We start from the raw sequence: 17,005 nt of genomic DNA, 5'->3' as shown, positions 1-17,005 counted from the left end.
CTGCCTTGAAATGAAGAGATGGATACGCAGAGTCATTCGCTACAGCAGAATGGCTCTTTTTGTGTTGGGCACAAGCTTATGGCTGACCCAACCTGCTAATGCAGCGGATATCCAAAACAGCAAGATTGTAAAGGGAACGGAAAAGCTGATTGGGGATGTCACAACCTGGCTGATGATCCTCGCTCCTGTTGTTTCCGGTCTACTGATCATTTACTTCTGTATTCGGCGTTCTGCAGCGGATGAAATGGATCAGAAGAAATGGAACAACCGCATCATCGTTGCCGTTGTTTCCTGTATCGGAGCCGTACTTGGTTCCGCCACACTGAACGTCATTATTGGCTACTACAAGTAAACCGAATCTGCCCTGATTGGGGCTTTTTTGATGAAATTCACTACATTTTTGGAGGGTAACACATATGAAAAAGTGGCTGAAAACCGTAAAGAAAAACTCAATGCAACGTATTTTGCTGGCAAAAACGGTCATCACCGACCGCCGCGGCGAAGGGTTTGTAGATACTGCCGTGAAAATTTTGATGGCTGTCGTCATCGGCGCTTTGGTGCTTGCGGGCTTGTATCTGCTCTTCAGCGATACGATCCTGCCTACTCTGACAGAACGGATTCGGAACATGTTCAATTACAGGGGATAACGGATACCCTTTGGCGGGAACGGCTGACAAGTATAGGCCGTTCCTGTAGAAAGGAGGTTGAGGAAACTGGAAGCCATTTTATTGGTGCTGATCGTAGCCATCCTGAATGGAGCCTTGATATACATCGATACATTGCTGAAAGATATTATTCCGATGACCCTGTACGCTGAACGTTCTATGACCGCTCTCTCGGGCGGGAATATTGCGGATTCCCTGTTCGATATTTTGTTCGGCTTCGGGGTTTCCCTCATCATTTTGAAGTTTTTGAAAAAGGGATTTGAAATTTATGTGATGTGGTCCGAGGGCGATCCTGATGAAGAACCGCTATCCCTGCTCACCAATTTTTTCAAAGCGATGGCCGTAGCGATTTGTTTCCCGACGATTTATCTATGGCTGGGCCAGATCGTGGAAGAGTTAACGGACAAGTTGCTCGTTGCCCTCGGGCAATCGACCAATTATGACTGGAATGCCTGGGTAAGCGGAATTAGCTCGTTGGGGTTGGTGACAGCCATTTTCGGGCTGATCTTCATCATCTGCTATTTCATTCTTTACTTTCAATTTCTCATGCGCGGGTTGGAAATTCTCATTTTGCGCATTGGGATGCCCCTCGCTTGCGTTGGACTGTTGGACAACGATAAGGGCGTGTTCAAAGCCTACTCCCAAAAGTTCGCCCAATCGACATTGGCCGTTGTCGTACAAATTACGCTGGCCAAGCTGGGCGTCGGGTTAATGTTGAATATGCACATCTTTTGGGGTCTTGCCTGCATGGTGCTGGCCATTCGCACGCCGCGCTTCTTGTCCGACTTCCTTATTACGACTGGCGGCAATGGGGGAGTCGTCAACAATGTATATCATTCCGTCAGACTGGTCGGTATGGCGCGCAAAATGTTGATGAAAACGGGGTGATGTCCATTGGTTACGGTGGACGAACTGGCCCAAGCGGTCATTCTGCTGATTCGTCTGGGCTGCGTCGCCCGGTTTATCTATTGCATGGTTCGCCTGTCGGGTGCGGATGAGGAGAGCTCGCAGTATAAAAAGAGAACCCGAAACGTGATTCTGTTTTATGTATTGGCCGAAAGCATCTGGCAGATCAAAGATATCGTATTGTTTTACTATCAATAGGGCGATGATGTTTGATCACTCAAGCGCCTGAAATGACAGTCGTTTTCTTCATTCCACAAAATCAGGAGGTTTTTCATGGAAGACAATCCTCAAACCCTTTATATCCCCATGGGCGTAAAATCGGAAACGGAGTTGTTTCCCGGATTCGGTCGAAAACAACTCTTTCAATCGGTAATCGGTTCGCTAGGAGCTGGCTTTGTCGCTTTGCTGCTTTGGATTTTCGGGAGAAGCGTTTCCTTAACCATGGTCACCTTTCTAATCGGCGTTTCAGCTTCCGTCATGATGACCACGAAAGATCGCATGAATCTGTCGGTGCTGGACCAAATGAAACAAATGATCCGTTTCGCCAAAGGTCAGAAAAAATATCCATATATCGCGATGAACGAATGGCCTGACAAGCCCTAAGGAGTTTCAAAAAATGTGGGTAGTAAAAGGTATACTCTTTGCCAGTCTGCTGCTGTGGGCAAGTATTTCCGATATCCGAAAACGGGAAATCCCGGATATGCTTCCGGCATGCATCTTATTTATCGGTTTGATTCAAGTCTCCCTGCTCCCTGCCCTATTAGGTTTGTTTGTTACCGCTCTTCCCTTTTTTGCAGCAGCGATTTTATCCCATGGGAGGATCGGCGGCGGAGATATAAAACTGATGGCTGCTTGCGGCTTTGTTTTAGGCGTTTCCGGGGGATTTCTGCAAACGATCATTGGACTTTCAATGGCTTTGATCGGGTGGTTGTTCCAATCTGCCACTTCCTGTTTCAAAAATAGTCGAAATATAGCGATGCCGCTTGCGCCGTTTTTGGCTGTAGGCGGCATCATCGCGTTTTGGATCATTCATAGAGCTTAGGAGGAATGCAAATTGCAATGGGTTAAGAATCGTACCGTGCTGGGGATTGGCTGTATCGTCCTTTCTCTCCTGATTTGTTTTGGGTTAACGCCCCTGTTTCAACAATCCTTGCAGGCACAGACGGAAATCGTCAGAGTCACGCAGGACATCGCAACAGGCGAACAAATCACCAAAGAAAAGTTGGAAATCGTCCAGGTTGGGGCATACAACTTGCCGTCCAATGTGCTGACATCGATGGATGCAGTCATAGGACAGTATGCCGCTGCTGTGTTACAAAAAGGAGACTATATTCTCTCGACGAAACTATCCGCTGTTCCGCTCGCAGAATTTTTGGACCGTTTGAACGGAAGTAAGCAAGCGATATCGATCAGTATCAAAAGTTTTGCAGCGGGTCTATCGGGCAAACTGCAATCCGGGGACATTATTACCCTGATCGCTTCCGATTACGGGGAAATGAGAACGACGACCATGCCGCCGGAACTGCAATATGTCGAAGTGCTTGCCGTAACGACAAGCAGCGGGGTGGACAAAGAAAAGGCATCCACACAAAATAAATCCGACGATGACAAGCAGCAGTTGCCTTCTACGCTCACGCTGCTGGTACAGCCGATACAAGCGCGACTTCTTGCTGACATAGAGGTCAAAGGCCAACTCCACGCTGCTCTCGTATATCGGGGAGATCAAACCACTGGTCAAGCATTTATTGCCAAACAGGATGCTTTTCTCTCCGAAAAGTCTACACCAGATAAGGAGGCTGTCCATGAATAATCACCAAATCATTGCCGTATGGGGCAGTCCGGGCAGCGGAAAGACGATAACTTCCATAAAACTGGCTCGGGAATTTGCCTCCAGGCAAATCAATGTACTGGTTGTCCTCTGTGATTCGGTATGCCCTTCGATTCCAACCCTTCTGCCAGGTGTCCATGCAAAAGAACAATCATTGGGCCGATTACTCAGTTTGCCGTCGATATCGCAAGAACAGATTTTCCAGCATCTCGTTCCATGCAAAGCTTTTTCCCATCTGGCGTTCATCGGCTATGTTCACGGCGATAACGCCTTTACCTATGCCAGCTATACCAAAGAGAGAGCACTGGATTTTTTCACCTTGAGCCGACACCTTGCAGATGTCGTCATCGTGGATTGCTCCAGTGTGTTGTCTGCCGATCCGTTATCCGTTGCCGCGCTTGAAGTCGCTGATCAGGTTTTGCGAGTGCATGAATGCACGCTGAAAAGCCTGAGTTATTTTGCCTCCCATTTACCACTGCTGAGTGACTCCCGATTTCATACAGATCGTCATCTGCATCTTCTTTCCAACGTGAAAGCAAAACAAGACAGTGTTCAATACAGCAATGTCTTTGGGGGGATTCATCACCTGCTGCCTTTTGTCTCTATCGTGGAACAACAAGCGGTTTCGGCTCGGTTATTGGACGCTTGCGAAGGAAAAGACGCCCGTTCCTACCTGAGTGCCATTCAAAAATTAGCCGGACGTTTTATGGACTATCCTTCGAAAGCAGATAAGCAACCATTCATCCAGCGCTTGATACAAAGGTTCAAAGGAGTGCGGTCATGAAAGGGGCAACGTTATTTTATCCGGCAAGTAGCAATAAAAAGCCATTTTCCGAAGTACTGAAAGAGGTGCAAGAATATCTCTCCGGCAAATACGCTACGCTTATTTCCCGAAATGCCGAGGAACAAAAACAACAGATCATTTCGTATACCACCAAATATGTCATGGATTATCGCTTGAGTGTAGACGGACTTTCTTTCGACGAACTGGTGGAACGGTTATATGCGGAAATGGCGGAGTTTTCTTTTCTTACCCCGTATTTGTTTTCCCATGATGTAGAGGAGATCAATATCAACGGGTACAAAGATGTCAAAATCACCTATACGGATGGGCACATTCTCCCAGCTTCCGAACGGTTTACCTCACCGGAACATGCCGTCGACGTGGTCAGACGCCTGCTGCACAAATCAGGGATGATCCTGGATCATTCACAACCGATCGTCCGTGGACATCTGGCCAACAATATTCGGATTACGGTTTTCGGCGCACCGATCACCGATTCGGACAAAGGCGTAGCCGCATCCATACGGATTATTAACCCACAAAAATTGGGAAAACAAGATTTCATTCACAATGGAACGGCTACGGCGGAAATGCTGGATTTTGTAAGTCTTTGTTTGCGCTACGGCTTGTCCATTTGTGTTACCGGAGCCACCGGCAGCGGGAAAACGACCTTGATGAGCTGGATGTTATCGACCATTCCTTACGACAAGCGAATTTTCACCATTGAGAATGGCACCCGTGAGTTCGATCTTGTGGTGGAAGATGAAAATGGGCAAGTGCAAAATAACGTCGTTCATACCGTTACCCGGTACAGCGAAGATAGCAGGCAAAATATTGACCAGGAGAAGTTGCTCGAATATGCCCTTACCGCCAACCCTGATGTCATCTGCGTCGGGGAGATGAAATCGGCAGAGGCCTTCGCCGCGCAAGAAGCAGCCCGTACCGGCCATGCCGTGATTACAACGACACACGCCAATTCCTGCATTGCCACCTATTACCGAATGGTTACGCTCTGCAAACAAAAATACGATATGAGCGACCAAACCTTGTATAACCTTGTGACGGAGGCGTTCCCGATTGTCATGTTTGCCAAGAAATTGGAGGATAACTCCCGCAAGGTGATGGAAATCACCGAATGCGAAATTCTGCCGGATGGAAGCCGAAATATCCGCACACTTTTCCGCTTTGCCGTGGCCTCCAATACGATAGAAAAAGGGAAAATTCGGATTATCGGATCCTATGAAAAAGTCCAAAATATATCGCCAAGTTTGCAAAAAAGGCTGCTCGAAAACGGGATGCCTCTCCATCTGCTTGAGCAAATGATGGGAGGCGAATCCACATGACCGTATTGCTCATCATGGCCTTTATGGGTCTCGTTGCCGGTTCTTTCCTTGTTCTGAACTGGAATCCCGCAGAATGGATGCGTGAAGTAGCCGGACACATTCCTTTTCAAAAGAACCCTTCCTTGCGGAAAAAAATCAAAGCCGTACAGAATCCGAAAAAGATAAAAGGCATTCGGCTGACGATTCATGAAGGCAAAACGATGCTGGAACAAACGGGAAGGAAAGAATCCTTTGGAAAGGTCTGTATTGCTTCCCTTGCCCTCTTTTTGGTTGGTGCGCTATTGGCCCTGGCTTTTGGCAATTTGTTTATGGTGCCGGTTCTCGCAATAGGTTTTGCCCTTCTGCCTTTTTGGATCGTACTGTTCAGCGCAAGCTTTTACAAAAAACGTCTGAATGCCGAATTGGAAACCGCTCTCTCGGTCATCACCACCTCTTACTTGCGCAGTGAAAGTATACTGTCCGCTGTAGAGGAAAACGTCGGTTATTTGAATCCACCTGTTTCGGATGTGTTTTTGTCCTTTCTGGCCCAGTCCAAGCTGATTAACTCGAATCTGCAACAAGCGTTAACAGAGCTAAAAAGCAAAATCAACAATAGCGTCTTTCAGGAATGGTGCGACGCAATCATGGCTTGTCAGGAAGACGTCACGCTCAAAACGACGCTTACCCCGATCATTTCCAAACTTTCCGATATGCGTGTCGTCTCTGCTGAATTGGACTATCTGCTTTACGAACCGTTAAAAGAATTTATTACGATGGCGCTGCTTTTGATCGGGAATATTCCGCTCCTGTATTTTCTTAACAAAGATTGGTTTCACACGTTGGTCGATACAGCGGCGGGCAAATTCGTCTTTGCTCTTTGTGCGCTAACCCTGTTCATCTCCCTGGCCGCGGTCATTCGATTAACACGCCCGATCGAGTATAAAAGATAAAACCTACTCGCAAGGAGGAACTGACATGTCAACATCACACTCTCGCGATATGGAAACGACCTTACAACGAACCGCTGCAATTCTGGAAAGACTCCTTTCCCCTCCTTCCTCAGTTACTGCCCAAATTCAAAGGGGATTGAAAAAATACGGAACGCGGGGCTTTTTTCAACGATTGGATGAGCTGGACCTGCCCGAAGAAACGCGTTACAAGCTACATGCCGTGCGCCTTGTCCTTTATGGAACCGGAGAATTGAAGGATGAATCCGATCAGGAAAACAGGGATGTTCCGCAGGATTGGGGGTACCCCTATGACACCATCTTATAACTCGCTTCATGCCTCCAACTTTATTGAAGGGATATCTGCACTGACTGGAATTTCGACCCACAAACTGCAAAAATACGCCAGGGATCATAATCTGTTCAATATTCTCGATCACCCTTATGTCATTGAATCCACGCCGCGCCAGCTTGAAAAGCTCCATCTATTAAACGAATTTCTCGTTTCCTACAAATTGCTCCGATTCGAAGAAAGTCAGGGGAAGAGCCCGTTCCGTTCTCCCGACGATGCCGGAAAGTTTTTTGCCGCGCAATTGGGGCATGTCAAAGACAAAGAGAAACTGATGGTTGCGTTTTTGGACAATGGGAACCATTTGATCGAGTCACGCGTGATGTCGGAAGGCAGCGTCGGGTTCGCCCAAGTTTATCCCCGCGAGATTTTAAAAGCGGCATTAAACTGTGACTGCGCCGCCATCATTTTGGCACATAATCACCCCGGCGGTTCCCTTCGCCCCAGTATGGAAGACCAAATCCTGACTGAGCGCCTTGTTTCGATTTTCTCTCCATTGCACATTTCCGTGTTGGACCATTTGATTATCGCGAACGGAACCTATGCTTCCATGGCCGCGATGGGGCAATTGCCGCAGCCTTCCGACGATAAAGTAAATTACGAGAGCATCATACTTCGTTCCGAGAACACAAGCGTGAACGAAGCCATTTATGAGAACCATTCGGCTGCTTGGGATGACTTTAGTTCTCACGACACCACATGGGAAGACGATGAATTTGAACGATGAAGGAGGTGAGCCTGTGATCGGCATTATTGTGAGCTTCGGTCTGCTATTTGCAACCGGAGCTTATTTTTTGGCCTCAGAATGGCTAAAGTTGCCTACATGGGCGGATACGCGTGTCATCATGCAAGCAACCAAGCCGTTCAAGCGAAAAAGCCAACTTCTTGAAGCGATTGTTTCCGAACTTTCAACTCGCCTGACTCCCCTCATTCCGCTAAGCGATTATAAACGAAGAAAGACCGAAGCCATACTGAAATCGGCAGGGATCCGCATGACGCCTGCCGCGTTTTATGCCAAGGCCATCGTCAAATCCGGCTTGGTCGCCCTGTCGATTATTCCCTGCTTGCTCATTTTCCCCTTGCTTTCTCCCTTGCTTCTGTTTTTAGCAATTGGTGTCTACTTCAAGGATATCCAATCCGCGGACTGGGTCATTCGCAAAAAGCGGGAGCAGATCGAGTATGAACTGCCCCGCTTTGCCGCTACCATTGCACAAGAGTTGAAGGCGACCCGAGACGTTTTGCTGATCCTGGAAACGTATCGAAAAAACGCCGGAGAAAGTTTGGCAAGCGAACTGGAAATCACGATAGCCGATATGAAAAGCGGCAATCACGAGACGGCATTAACCCGACTGGAGACTCGTATGGGCAGCACGATGCTGTCCGATATTGTCCGCGGCCTTTTGGCTGTACAACGGGGCGACCAAGGTGTCGTCTATTTTGAAATGCTGGCTCATGATTTTAAGCTGCTGGAAATTCAGCGATTGAAACTGATCGCGATGAAGCGTCCCGGCAAAATTCGCAAATATTCCTTTTATATGCTTGGGTGCTTTTTGCTCATGTATCTGGTGATCATCGGTATGGAAATTATGAAAGCCCTCGGCAAACTGTTTTGAAGGGAGGAGTTGCGCATGCAGCATTGTTTATGGTGCAAACGCGGCGAGGGTTATATCGATGTTGTCGTACTTGTTCTGGTTGTCATGCTCGGTATCGCGTTAGCGGTGAAAGTGTTTCCTGTGTTTATCGCCAAAAACCAGCTTGACCGTTTTGCCGACGAATTGGTCAGAGAAGCCGAAATCACCGGCAGAGTCGGTCAGGAAACAAGCAGTCGCGCGATACAGTTAAAGAACCAGACCGGGCTTGATCCGACCATTTCCTGGTCCAAAACGGGAAATGTACAAATCAACGAAGAAGTTACTGTCACCTTGCAAGTAACGGTGAACATTGGGTTGTTCGGCAGTTTTGGTTCTTTCCCCATCGACTTGACAGCTAAGGCATCAGGAAGATCGGAGGTCTATTGGAAATGAAGTTCATTCGCAATACATTCGGGAACGGATACCCGCTTGTCATAGCTGCGGTGTTGGCGATCCTGATCATTTCCTGCGCCATATTTGAGTATATGCGACTTGTCATTATCGCTTCCGGCGTACGGGATGCAGTGCAAAGCTCCATCATTGCGGTCGCTACGGAAAACTATGCGCAAGTGTATAACGGGCTGCGGGAAGGCTATTCCGGCGGCTATACCTTAACCGCCGCGGATACGTGGAGTGAACAATTCAGTACCGGCGATGTGTATGCTCGCCTGGATCAAACGCTTGGGCTTACCGTACAAGGCAACAAACATATCAAGTATGCCGGTACCGAAGAAGAATTTGCGGTGTCAGGTCTTAACATTTCTGTTCAAAACGCTCCCTTTGCTCCCGCTTCCCCCAGTACCGTTTCAAAATTCGAAGCAGAAGGAACGATTACGCTTGAGGTGCCCTTCTCCTTCGGCTGGCATGCCCTTCCCCCGATGAAATCCACCTTGACCGTGAAAGCGGGATATACGCCAAAGTTTTGAAATCATGTGTCAACCACTGTTTTGTTGAGATTTACAAATATATACAGTACAATAATTTTAGGAGAATGACTGGTTTATTGTACTGTACTCTGAGAAAAAGGAGATGAGTAGCGATGTTTAATCCGAAATCCAAATCGAAATGGCTGATTCTAATCTCGGGAGTATCCGTTATCTGCCTTCTATTGGCAGTTTTTATAATCGGTTCACCAAATAAAGAAGAGCAGGAGCCGGTAGCCAATGTCCCGGAGAATTCAACGCCAGCTTCCGTTGCAATTAACACGGAAGAGAAACAATCCAATAACATTGTGGATATAAAAGATCCTCAACTTGAATCTTCTACGGCTCCGTCACCCTCTCCCGTTATCGTACCTGAAATAAAAGATCAACCAACTGTAACCGATTCACCAGTGCTGCAACCTGAAACGAAAAAAGAAGATGTGAAAGTTCCTATTGCAACTCCAAAGGAAGCACCTAAACCAACGGAGCCGCCAAAACCCAAACCAAAAACTGCTACACAGGATAAATCCACTCCTCCTGTTTATGACGAGAAGGAGACGCAGCCAGCAAAAAAAGATAGCGAACCTAAATCCGGAGATAAAAATAGCAAAGGCCAGGTATGGTTTCCCGGTTTTGGTTGGGTAGATCAGGAAGGACCAAATCAGGAAACCGTGGCAAAAGATATGTACGAGAATGGCAATAAAATTGGCAGTATGGATTAAAATAAAATCTATTAAATCTTGTTAAAGAGTGCGGCTAATATAGCGTGCTCTTTTTTTATGGGAGGTGTTCGGCTTGCGAAGGCTATTCAACATTCTTGGCTTCTTCATTATCGCTTGCATGCTCTCTACTACTACACCCGCATTCGCTACGGGTGACGGCAATATCGATAATGGCGGAGGAGACATGGGGCAAGGTAACTCGCAAAACAAGTGGAGCCCTGGTGATGATGGGGTTCGAATAACTGTCATCCGTGCAAGCGATGAAATGCCAGTTTCTACCCCAATGGACTATACCAATAAAACGATACCTGAAAATCTTCTTCACTTTGGTAAAGTCAGTAAAATTCACTATCGCAATGGAGCAAATTTAGCACCGAAAAATGGTGGCTACATCTATATAAAAGCAAAGCAACCCATTCCCAAAATCATTAGTTCCGGCAGTTCCCCTTCCAATATTGAAGTCATCAAGAGTTATTTCACAGATGAGCAAGTGATACGCAGTATCGCTTCATCTTCTGGAATCGACTTTGACACCCTCACCAACGGGAACTACCGTCTATTACTCGAACCTATTGCCTACTTCACTTTCCAAGGCTCCAAAGTAGGTATGACCGCTCACGAAGCGGCGCTATATGATCAAGTCCTGAGCGGCGGATTACGTTCGAAAATGGTCAGTCTTACTCATCAAAATTTGCCGCTGGCAATGTTTCTGGAAAAGCCGGATCTGGGTTTCCCTGCATGGTCTGGCTCCAGTAGTGACCGTGTAAGCAATGCCCAGATTATATCATCACTCGGTCTTGGCATTGTACGGTTCAAAGAATTGCCTCCACCGCCTCCTGTTGAAAGCGATGCGGAATATGAATATCGGACCGATACCGAAGTGATTACCTCGGTATTCCTATCAACTGGAGAGCAGATTACGCCTGAAGATCCTGCACAAGTCACCTTCTCCGTGATGGGCAGCTCCTACACCGTAACAGACATCGTCATTCCGGAAGGCGATAGCCAGGTTGTCTGGTTTAAATGGCGAACTCCTCGTACACCACAAATGGTCACGATTCATGTAAGCACGAGCCAAGGAAGGTTAAGTCAACACACCATTCAGGCCAATATTGTAGATCTTGATCAGAACCCGCCGCCAAATCCCACCGCCACAGATCGTAACGATTCCTTCAAACTCCCCACTCTTCCTTCCCATCCTCAGAAAACAACGGCTTCATGGGGAGTTTGGTCAGCAAGTTGGCATGCCAACTGGGTTTGGATATCGAATTGGGTATGGCACGGAACCGGAGATGGCGGCGGTTACTGGGTGGATCATGGTCATTGGGAAGATCAAGGCTGGTGGGATTATCACTGGACAAGCTACATCGCTTCCTTATCGGCCACCCATACCGTCAAGCCGGACGATAAAGTGCCCACCGCTTCGGGTAAAACGATGAAATCCGGGTACGGTATTCAAATGAATGTCAACACTTCCCTTGCCTCCAATGCTCCCGCCTCACACATCACCGGAGCCCAGCATGCTGTAGCTTATTTTCCTGAATTCCAATTTTCCACCTACTGGCGATTGTACGACCGAATCACTGGCGGATATCAGGCGGCCTTTGAACTAAAGCCCAATAAATACTCGACCTATAACCGGAGGGTCCATTTTACGCCGATCTGGTTTCCTGATGGAATCTATGAGCCCTATACGGAAATTATCGATGCCTGGACGCCTGACGGAATGTTGCAAGTCAATGTGTCAGACCAAATTCAAATCAAAGAAAATCTATATTCAGATTGGCATATTGCTCCCAAAAAATAAACAGAAACCGGAAAGGCGGTACAACCATGCTGCTACCGATTATCATGCTGCTCCTCTGCCTTGTTGGCGGAGGTGCAGTCTTTTTTTATCTCAACATGAGCAACCGAAAAAAGAAAGCTACATTTGATACAAAACAACAAACAGCCCACGAATTTATCAACGTGAAAGATATTCGCGGACACTATTTGTATACCTTGGATGGTTTGGTGCTGTGCTTTTTGAAAGTTTTTCCCGTTAGCATTGACCTGCTCAGCAAGAATGAAAAACAGCATTTCATCAATATGCTAACCGCCGAGCTTTCCACCGTTCAGTATCCGTTCAAGTTTATTGCGGTTAGCCGTCCAGTTGATATCTCTCCCGTCATCTCACAATTGACCTCATTATTGAATACCGACGACCCCAAACAAAAGGAATTGCTCAAACACGAAATATTGGAGATGAACACATTCGCGCTCTCTGGAGAAGTGGTTGAACGCCAATTCTATCTATCTGTCTGGAATCGCCTTGAACCGGATGGTGAACGAGAATCGCTCCAAAGTATTAAAAGTCTGGCTCAACATTTTGAAGACTGTCAAGTACAAACCCAAATCCTGAAGCAACAGGATATTGTTCGGCTGTGCAATCTGGTTCACAATCCGGGGTATACCCATCTGGAAACGACAGATCAAGATGCGGTCATTCCCTTATTAACGGAAGGGGGCCTATTACATGGCCGTTGATCCGGGTACAGCCAAAATCATTGCACAAATTGCTGCAAAAATAGCCACCGATGAACAAGCCCGTAAACGAATCCTCCTGCTTGTGCTTGCGCCTGTCATCACTTTCCTCCTCCTCATCGCCATGATTCTGCAAATTCTGACCGCCCCCTTTCAATTTCTCGGTAGCCTATTTAAACCGAATGAATTGCCTTATGTCACGGAAATGAGAGCCGACTACGGTTTCACCCAGCTGCTGCAAGAAGCAGATGATGGGTACCGGGAAAGTCTTGGTCAGCAATACGAGGGTGTCATCCTGAAATCGGGTGAAACCGAAGTCGTGTACTACAACCAAATGGATTCCCGATGGGCTAATACATTGTACGGCACCAGCGATACGATTGGCGTAGCCGGTTGCGGCCCAACCTCATTGGCCATGGTGGTATCCACCCTTTCCGGCCAAACGGTCGACCCGGTCACCATGGCAAACTGGGCGTATCAAAACGGTTACTATGCAGAAGGCAACGGCAGTTACCACAGCCTGATCCCGGAAGGCGGCAAGCATTTTGGTCTGCAAGTGGAAGGCAGCAACGCCAAGGAAGCACAAAAAATTGTGGATGCCTTGGCAAGCGGCAAATTGGTGATTGCCATTATGGGCAAAGGGCACTTCACTTCATCCGGGCATTTTATCGTACTGCGCGGCGTCACGGAAGAAGGGAAAATCTTGGTTGCCGATCCTGCCAGCAAAAAACGCAGCGAACAAGAATGGGACCTCGACATTTTCTTAAAAGAAGCTCGACAGCATGCCGCCGCGGGCGGTCCCTTCTGGATATTTTCCAAACAAGGAGTGAACCCATAGATGGCAAAACGAAAAGAGCATTGCGAAATATCAGTGAATCCCTCGTTGCTTAATGTCATTACTCCACTCGGATTGGGGTTTGAACGCAATCGGTTTGTTCTCGGAGAAAACAGTGCAAAAGTATATGGAGTGATTCAGTATCCGCAAAAGGTCGATGTCGGTTGGCTCTCGAAAATGACCAACATTCCCAGTACCATCGTCACTATTGGTTATCAACCTACCGACAACAGCGCTCTGATCTCGGCCATTTCCAAATCGATCATTCAGAATCGAGGCACTGCTGAAAGCGCGAAGGATCCGCTCACCCGTCAGCGGGCGGAAAAAGCGGCTAATGACGGCGAGCGAATTATGCTCCAGATCGACCAGCACGGAGAAACCGTAGGCTTGATGAATGTTACCGTCATGCCGCTGGCTGACGACGAGAAAGGGTTTAGCCGTGTTTGCCGCAGAATGGAAAATAAGCTGAGTATGTTAAAGTGTAAAGTTCGTACGTTGGCCAATTTGCAAAAAGAAGGATTTCAGCATCTCTCCCCCACATTTCCGGGAAACGAACAGGTTGCAAATATCCTCAATCGGATCGTACCGATGAGTACATTTGTAGGTGGCTTCCCCTTTGCCAGCAGCGGTTTTAGCGACGAGAATGGCTACTATTTTGCCAAAGACAGCCACGGCGGACTTGTTATTGTCGATACCTGGCTTCGCGGCAATGACCGTACCAACTCCAATTTCGTCATTATGGGTGTGGCGGGCGTAGGAAAATCGACAGCAGTGAAACATATCGCGCTCAGCGAGTATTTTATGGGAACCAAGTTGATCTTCATTGATCCGGAGTCGGAGTACAAAGAACTATGCCAAAGTTTAAACGGCGATTGGATCAATGCTGGTGGCGGCTCGAACGGGATGATCAACCCATTGCAAATTCGCCCCGCTCCCCGTGATGAAGAGGGGGAAGAAAGCCCGCTTTATAAGGATGAAGGCAATGGAATGTCAGATATGGCCCTACACCTGAAAAATCTTGAAATCTTCTTTAATCTTTACATTCCTGACTTGACCATGATGCAAAAAGCGGTACTCAAGCAATGCCTGATTGAGTTATACAACCAGTTTCACATTACCTGGACCACAGATATTACAGCACTAAAAAATACCGACTTCCCCACCTTCTCCGATCTGTTCCAATTAATCCGCCATAAGGAATCGACACTCGAAGACGAAGTCTATAAAGAACTATCCCTGCTGCTCTATGATATTGCAAACGGCGGGGATTCTTTTTTATGGAACGGACATAGCACCATTGAAACCCATTCCCGCTGTATCTGCTTGGATACTCATACACTGCAAAATACATCCGACAATATTAAGCGAACCCAGTATTTCAACCTGCTCTCCTGGTGTTGGGAGCAAATGTCGAAAGACCGTACGGAACGGGTGTTGCTCATCTGCGACGAATGTTACTTGATGATCGACCCGAATGTTCCCCAAAGCCTGGTTTTCCTGCGAAATGTGGAAAAACGCGCTCGGAAATATGAATCCGGGTTAGCGATTATTTCACACAGCGTCGTGGACTTTCTCGCCCCGGAAGTCAAGATGTACGGGCAGGCGCTTCTGGATATCCCCTGCATGAAGATTATCATGGGTACGGACGGAAAGAACTTGCAAGAGACGCGAGAGCTTTACAATCTTACGGATGCCGAAGAAGAACTACTGGCCAGCAAGAAACGAGGACATGCCCTGTTTATGATCGGTTCCAAGCGGCTGCACATTTATTTTGATATCCCTGAGTACAAGTTTGCTTACATGGGAAAGGCAGGCGGACGATAACGATGGAACGAAAGAAGAAACTCATTGAATTGTTCCTCTACATCGCATTGGTTCTTGTAGGTACGGTATTGCTCTTGCTTAGGGGAGTGTAAGCGATGATTTTATATTTGACCAGCAAGGACAGAGTGAATCTGCTAGATTTTGCTGAACAGGAAACCAATCTCATTGCCAAAAAGCTCACTGGCCGTTTTTCTCTTTTGCAGTTTGTCGTAAAAGACATGCGTAACTTTAGCCACTTCAAGTACTTTGTGATAGATCGAAATGCCGTGGTCGAGGACGATGTAGAATTTGTAAAAGCCATTGCGTCCTTTCTCATCATGTACGAAGCCAGAATAATTGTAATAGCCGAGGGTTTGCAAGCCGAAAGCTCGTTTGCGAAAGAATTGATCCAATCCGGTGTATCTGATCTTGTGACCGCACAAGACATAGAAGACATTCAAGCTGAAATTTTGGAATGCCTTTCCGCTAATGGCATGCAAAGATATAAGATCTCCCCCGCTCCTACTCAAACCAATGATGAATTACCTCTGCCCCAACAAGAGCAATATCGCTTTGACTGTACCAATATTACAATCGCTATTGCAGGAAGTGACCGCCGGACAGGAGTAACAACAACGGCGTTCAATCTGGTCTGCTGGATTAACAGCCATGGTGGAACGGCTTGCTATGTAGAGGCTAATACCAGCAAACATCTGGCCCATATTGTCCAGCTATTTCAACCTGGGCAGGACCGGAACGCCTATATACTTGAACAAATGGATTTCTATTTCACAAAGGAGTTAAACAAAGATTATAACTTTATTGTTATAGATTGTGGCGTACTTGGGGAAAAGCAGCTTCAGGAGGAGTTTGTCCATGCAAATGTTCGAGTACTCTGCGGTTCCGCTATGCCTTATGAGTTGCCGGTTTTCTATAAGGCAATCAGGCGGTGCAAAGAGTACGCTGTACAGGCATTGGGGCTTTTTGTCCCCGGGGATTTGCAGCCTCATGTGCAACGTTTAATCAGCAATAACATCCGGTTCGGTGAAAGCTCCCATGATTTGTTTGATCCTAATGTCAATGCAGCAGTGTACAAACGATTGCTCTCTGAGTATATCCTCATATGATTCATACTTGAGGAGAATTGGCCTTGCAATTAGGAGCAACCTATCCGGAAATATCGGCCGTCATTACCGCCTCCCCGAGCGCATACCGTTACGCGGGCACCCGCAATAATATGCCCCTCCCACATCCTGCATGGACGCTGAACAATGAGGCTTTACCTTATTTGAAACCAAAATTTGACGCAAGCGGTACATTTCGATTCTTCTGGAACGGGATCACACGGCGCCCAAGCGGCAATAAGGCCGGCTTTATCAAGACGTTGAAAGACTCAGCCAAAACCGAGCTGCCCGTATTCCTGTTGAGCGAATGCAAGGACCAATCATGCTCGTCTCGGGTGGCGACGACCAGCTATGGCCTTCATCAAAGTTTGCTGAGATCGTGATGGAATGGTTAACCTGTCATCACCATCCCTATAAAAACATCCATCTTCATTATAAGGATGCAGGTCACTTCCTCTGTTTTCCGTACACCTTGCCCTATATGCCGCCCAATGTAATGCTGTCTCCCGGCGGAGGTATGACGGTTACATTTGGCGGCAGCGACAAGGCCAATACCCGCACCGCTCTCGACGCCTGGCCCAAGATGCTTGACTTTTTGAAACAAAACTTGGATGGATAAAGCTCGATAATATCGTTTAAAGGA

23 protein-coding genes are annotated in these 17,005 nt (G+C 47.3%); all 23 read left to right on the top strand.

Annotation, left to right across the window (positions count from 1 at the left end):
• Window positions 1-10: 10 nt before the first annotated feature.
• Window positions 11-352 (top strand): Mbov_0395 family pilin-like conjugal transfer protein, encoded by a 342-nt coding sequence (locus KJS69_RS00365; RefSeq protein WP_024982816.1) that lies wholly within the window; start codon window positions 11-13, stop codon window positions 350-352.
• A gap of 64 nt (window positions 353-416) precedes the next feature.
• Window positions 417-647 carry a DUF6133 family protein gene (locus KJS69_RS00360; protein WP_213581081.1) on the top strand — a complete coding sequence of 77 codons (231 nt, stop codon included), beginning with the start codon at window positions 417-419 and terminating at the stop codon, window positions 645-647.
• A gap of 57 nt (window positions 648-704) precedes the next feature.
• Window positions 705-1,553 carry a conjugal transfer protein TrbL family protein gene (locus KJS69_RS00355; protein ID WP_249730281.1) on the top strand — a complete coding sequence of 283 codons (849 nt, stop codon included), beginning with the start codon at window positions 705-707 and terminating at the stop codon, window positions 1,551-1,553.
• A gap of 15 nt (window positions 1,554-1,568) precedes the next feature.
• Window positions 1,569-1,769, top strand: coding sequence for a mercury transporter (locus KJS69_RS00350; protein ID WP_231504263.1), 201 nt, complete (start codon window positions 1,569-1,571; stop codon window positions 1,767-1,769).
• Between the two features lie 75 nt (window positions 1,770-1,844).
• Window positions 1,845-2,174 carry a hypothetical protein gene (locus KJS69_RS00345; protein WP_163859530.1) on the top strand — a complete coding sequence of 110 codons (330 nt, stop codon included), beginning with the start codon at window positions 1,845-1,847 and terminating at the stop codon, window positions 2,172-2,174.
• Between the two features lie 13 nt (window positions 2,175-2,187).
• The gene (locus tag KJS69_RS00340; RefSeq protein WP_213581080.1) at window positions 2,188-2,613 is read left to right on the top strand and encodes a prepilin peptidase; all 426 of its coding nucleotides are present in this window, start codon (window positions 2,188-2,190) and stop codon (window positions 2,611-2,613) included.
• A 12-nt stretch (window positions 2,614-2,625) separates the two neighbouring features.
• Window positions 2,626-3,381, top strand: a complete 756-nt coding sequence (cpaB, locus tag KJS69_RS00335; RefSeq protein WP_213581079.1) for a Flp pilus assembly protein CpaB — start codon at window positions 2,626-2,628, stop codon at window positions 3,379-3,381.
• Window positions 3,374-4,183 (top strand): hypothetical protein, encoded by an 810-nt coding sequence (locus KJS69_RS00330; protein ID WP_205510428.1) that lies wholly within the window; start codon window positions 3,374-3,376, stop codon window positions 4,181-4,183. Before cpaB ends, KJS69_RS00330 begins: the two co-directional genes overlap by 8 nt.
• Entirely contained in the window at window positions 4,180-5,526 is a 1,347-nt protein-coding gene (locus tag KJS69_RS00325) for a CpaF/VirB11 family protein (protein WP_213581078.1), read from the top strand. The genes KJS69_RS00330 and KJS69_RS00325 overlap by 4 nt, the downstream gene beginning before the upstream one ends.
• Window positions 5,523-6,455 carry a hypothetical protein gene (locus KJS69_RS00320; RefSeq protein ID WP_213581077.1) on the top strand — a complete coding sequence of 311 codons (933 nt, stop codon included), beginning with the start codon at window positions 5,523-5,525 and terminating at the stop codon, window positions 6,453-6,455. The genes KJS69_RS00325 and KJS69_RS00320 overlap by 4 nt, the downstream gene beginning before the upstream one ends.
• A gap of 25 nt (window positions 6,456-6,480) precedes the next feature.
• On the top strand, window positions 6,481-6,780 hold the full coding sequence (locus KJS69_RS00315) for a hypothetical protein (RefSeq protein ID WP_213581076.1): 300 nt from the start codon (window positions 6,481-6,483) through the stop codon (window positions 6,778-6,780).
• Entirely contained in the window at window positions 6,764-7,528 is a 765-nt protein-coding gene (locus KJS69_RS00310; protein WP_024982805.1) for a JAB domain-containing protein, read from the top strand. Before KJS69_RS00315 ends, KJS69_RS00310 begins: the two co-directional genes overlap by 17 nt.
• A gap of 13 nt (window positions 7,529-7,541) precedes the next feature.
• Window positions 7,542-8,414: a secretion protein F gene (locus KJS69_RS00305; RefSeq protein ID WP_213581075.1), complete on the top strand. Its 873-nt coding sequence runs from the start codon at window positions 7,542-7,544 to the stop codon at window positions 8,412-8,414.
• A 15-nt stretch (window positions 8,415-8,429) separates the two neighbouring features.
• Window positions 8,430-8,825: a DUF4320 family protein gene (locus KJS69_RS00300; protein ID WP_213581074.1), complete on the top strand. Its 396-nt coding sequence runs from the start codon at window positions 8,430-8,432 to the stop codon at window positions 8,823-8,825.
• On the top strand, window positions 8,822-9,358 hold the full coding sequence (locus KJS69_RS00295; RefSeq protein ID WP_213581073.1) for a hypothetical protein: 537 nt from the start codon (window positions 8,822-8,824) through the stop codon (window positions 9,356-9,358). The genes KJS69_RS00300 and KJS69_RS00295 overlap by 4 nt, the downstream gene beginning before the upstream one ends.
• Before the next feature lie 113 nt (window positions 9,359-9,471).
• Window positions 9,472-10,077 (top strand): DUF6550 family protein, encoded by a 606-nt coding sequence (locus KJS69_RS00290; RefSeq protein WP_213581072.1) that lies wholly within the window; start codon window positions 9,472-9,474, stop codon window positions 10,075-10,077.
• Between the two features lie 73 nt (window positions 10,078-10,150).
• Window positions 10,151-11,884: a DUF8193 domain-containing protein gene (locus KJS69_RS00285; RefSeq protein ID WP_244862487.1), complete on the top strand. Its 1,734-nt coding sequence runs from the start codon at window positions 10,151-10,153 to the stop codon at window positions 11,882-11,884.
• A 26-nt stretch (window positions 11,885-11,910) separates the two neighbouring features.
• On the top strand, window positions 11,911-12,603 hold the full coding sequence (locus KJS69_RS00280; protein WP_213581071.1) for a TraC-like domain-containing protein: 693 nt from the start codon (window positions 11,911-11,913) through the stop codon (window positions 12,601-12,603).
• Window positions 12,593-13,438 carry a C39 family peptidase gene (locus KJS69_RS00275; RefSeq protein WP_024982798.1) on the top strand — a complete coding sequence of 282 codons (846 nt, stop codon included), beginning with the start codon at window positions 12,593-12,595 and terminating at the stop codon, window positions 13,436-13,438. Before KJS69_RS00280 ends, KJS69_RS00275 begins: the two co-directional genes overlap by 11 nt.
• A complete protein-coding gene (locus KJS69_RS00270) occupies window positions 13,439-15,259 on the top strand; it encodes a VirB4 family type IV secretion system protein (RefSeq protein ID WP_213581070.1) in 1,821 nt (606 codons plus the stop codon).
• 95 nt (window positions 15,260-15,354) lie between these two features.
• Entirely contained in the window at window positions 15,355-16,365 is a 1,011-nt protein-coding gene (locus tag KJS69_RS29505; RefSeq protein ID WP_249730280.1) for a hypothetical protein, read from the top strand.
• A 23-nt stretch (window positions 16,366-16,388) separates the two neighbouring features.
• Window positions 16,389-16,745: a hypothetical protein gene (locus KJS69_RS00260; RefSeq protein WP_213581904.1), complete on the top strand. Its 357-nt coding sequence runs from the start codon at window positions 16,389-16,391 to the stop codon at window positions 16,743-16,745.
• Window positions 16,670-16,981, top strand: a complete 312-nt coding sequence (locus KJS69_RS00255; RefSeq protein ID WP_213581069.1) for an acyl-CoA thioester hydrolase/BAAT C-terminal domain-containing protein — start codon at window positions 16,670-16,672, stop codon at window positions 16,979-16,981. Before KJS69_RS00260 ends, KJS69_RS00255 begins: the two co-directional genes overlap by 76 nt.
• Window positions 16,982-17,005 lie beyond the last annotated feature (24 nt).

This window comes from Paenibacillus sp. J2TS4 (genome assembly GCF_018403245.1).
In the GTDB taxonomy this organism is placed as follows: domain Bacteria; phylum Bacillota; class Bacilli; order Paenibacillales; family NBRC-103111; genus Paenibacillus_L.
This window is presented reverse-complemented; position numbering and strand designations above follow the sequence as displayed.

Coding starts and splice junctions, on each gene's coding strand:
- KJS69_RS00275 (WP_024982798.1), top strand. CDS start 12,593: ATGGCCGTTGATCCGGGTACAGCCAAAATCATTGCACAAATTGCTGCA.
- KJS69_RS00345 (WP_163859530.1), top strand. CDS start 1,845: ATGGAAGACAATCCTCAAACCCTTTATATCCCCATGGGCGTAAAATCG.
- KJS69_RS00330 (WP_205510428.1), top strand. CDS start 3,374: ATGAATAATCACCAAATCATTGCCGTATGGGGCAGTCCGGGCAGCGGA.
- KJS69_RS00365 (WP_024982816.1), top strand. CDS start 11: ATGAAGAGATGGATACGCAGAGTCATTCGCTACAGCAGAATGGCTCTT.
- KJS69_RS00295 (WP_213581073.1), top strand. CDS start 8,822: ATGAAGTTCATTCGCAATACATTCGGGAACGGATACCCGCTTGTCATA.
- KJS69_RS00290 (WP_213581072.1), top strand. CDS start 9,472: ATGTTTAATCCGAAATCCAAATCGAAATGGCTGATTCTAATCTCGGGA.
- KJS69_RS00325 (WP_213581078.1), top strand. CDS start 4,180: ATGAAAGGGGCAACGTTATTTTATCCGGCAAGTAGCAATAAAAAGCCA.
- KJS69_RS00310 (WP_024982805.1), top strand. CDS start 6,764: ATGACACCATCTTATAACTCGCTTCATGCCTCCAACTTTATTGAAGGG.
- KJS69_RS00320 (WP_213581077.1), top strand. CDS start 5,523: ATGACCGTATTGCTCATCATGGCCTTTATGGGTCTCGTTGCCGGTTCT.
- KJS69_RS00270 (WP_213581070.1), top strand. CDS start 13,439: ATGGCAAAACGAAAAGAGCATTGCGAAATATCAGTGAATCCCTCGTTG.
- KJS69_RS00360 (WP_213581081.1), top strand. CDS start 417: ATGAAAAAGTGGCTGAAAACCGTAAAGAAAAACTCAATGCAACGTATT.
- KJS69_RS00340 (WP_213581080.1), top strand. CDS start 2,188: ATGTGGGTAGTAAAAGGTATACTCTTTGCCAGTCTGCTGCTGTGGGCA.
- KJS69_RS00300 (WP_213581074.1), top strand. CDS start 8,430: ATGCAGCATTGTTTATGGTGCAAACGCGGCGAGGGTTATATCGATGTT.
- KJS69_RS29505 (WP_249730280.1), top strand. CDS start 15,355: ATGATTTTATATTTGACCAGCAAGGACAGAGTGAATCTGCTAGATTTT.
- KJS69_RS00315 (WP_213581076.1), top strand. CDS start 6,481: ATGTCAACATCACACTCTCGCGATATGGAAACGACCTTACAACGAACC.
- KJS69_RS00280 (WP_213581071.1), top strand. CDS start 11,911: ATGCTGCTACCGATTATCATGCTGCTCCTCTGCCTTGTTGGCGGAGGT.
- KJS69_RS00255 (WP_213581069.1), top strand. CDS start 16,670: ATGCAAGGACCAATCATGCTCGTCTCGGGTGGCGACGACCAGCTATGG.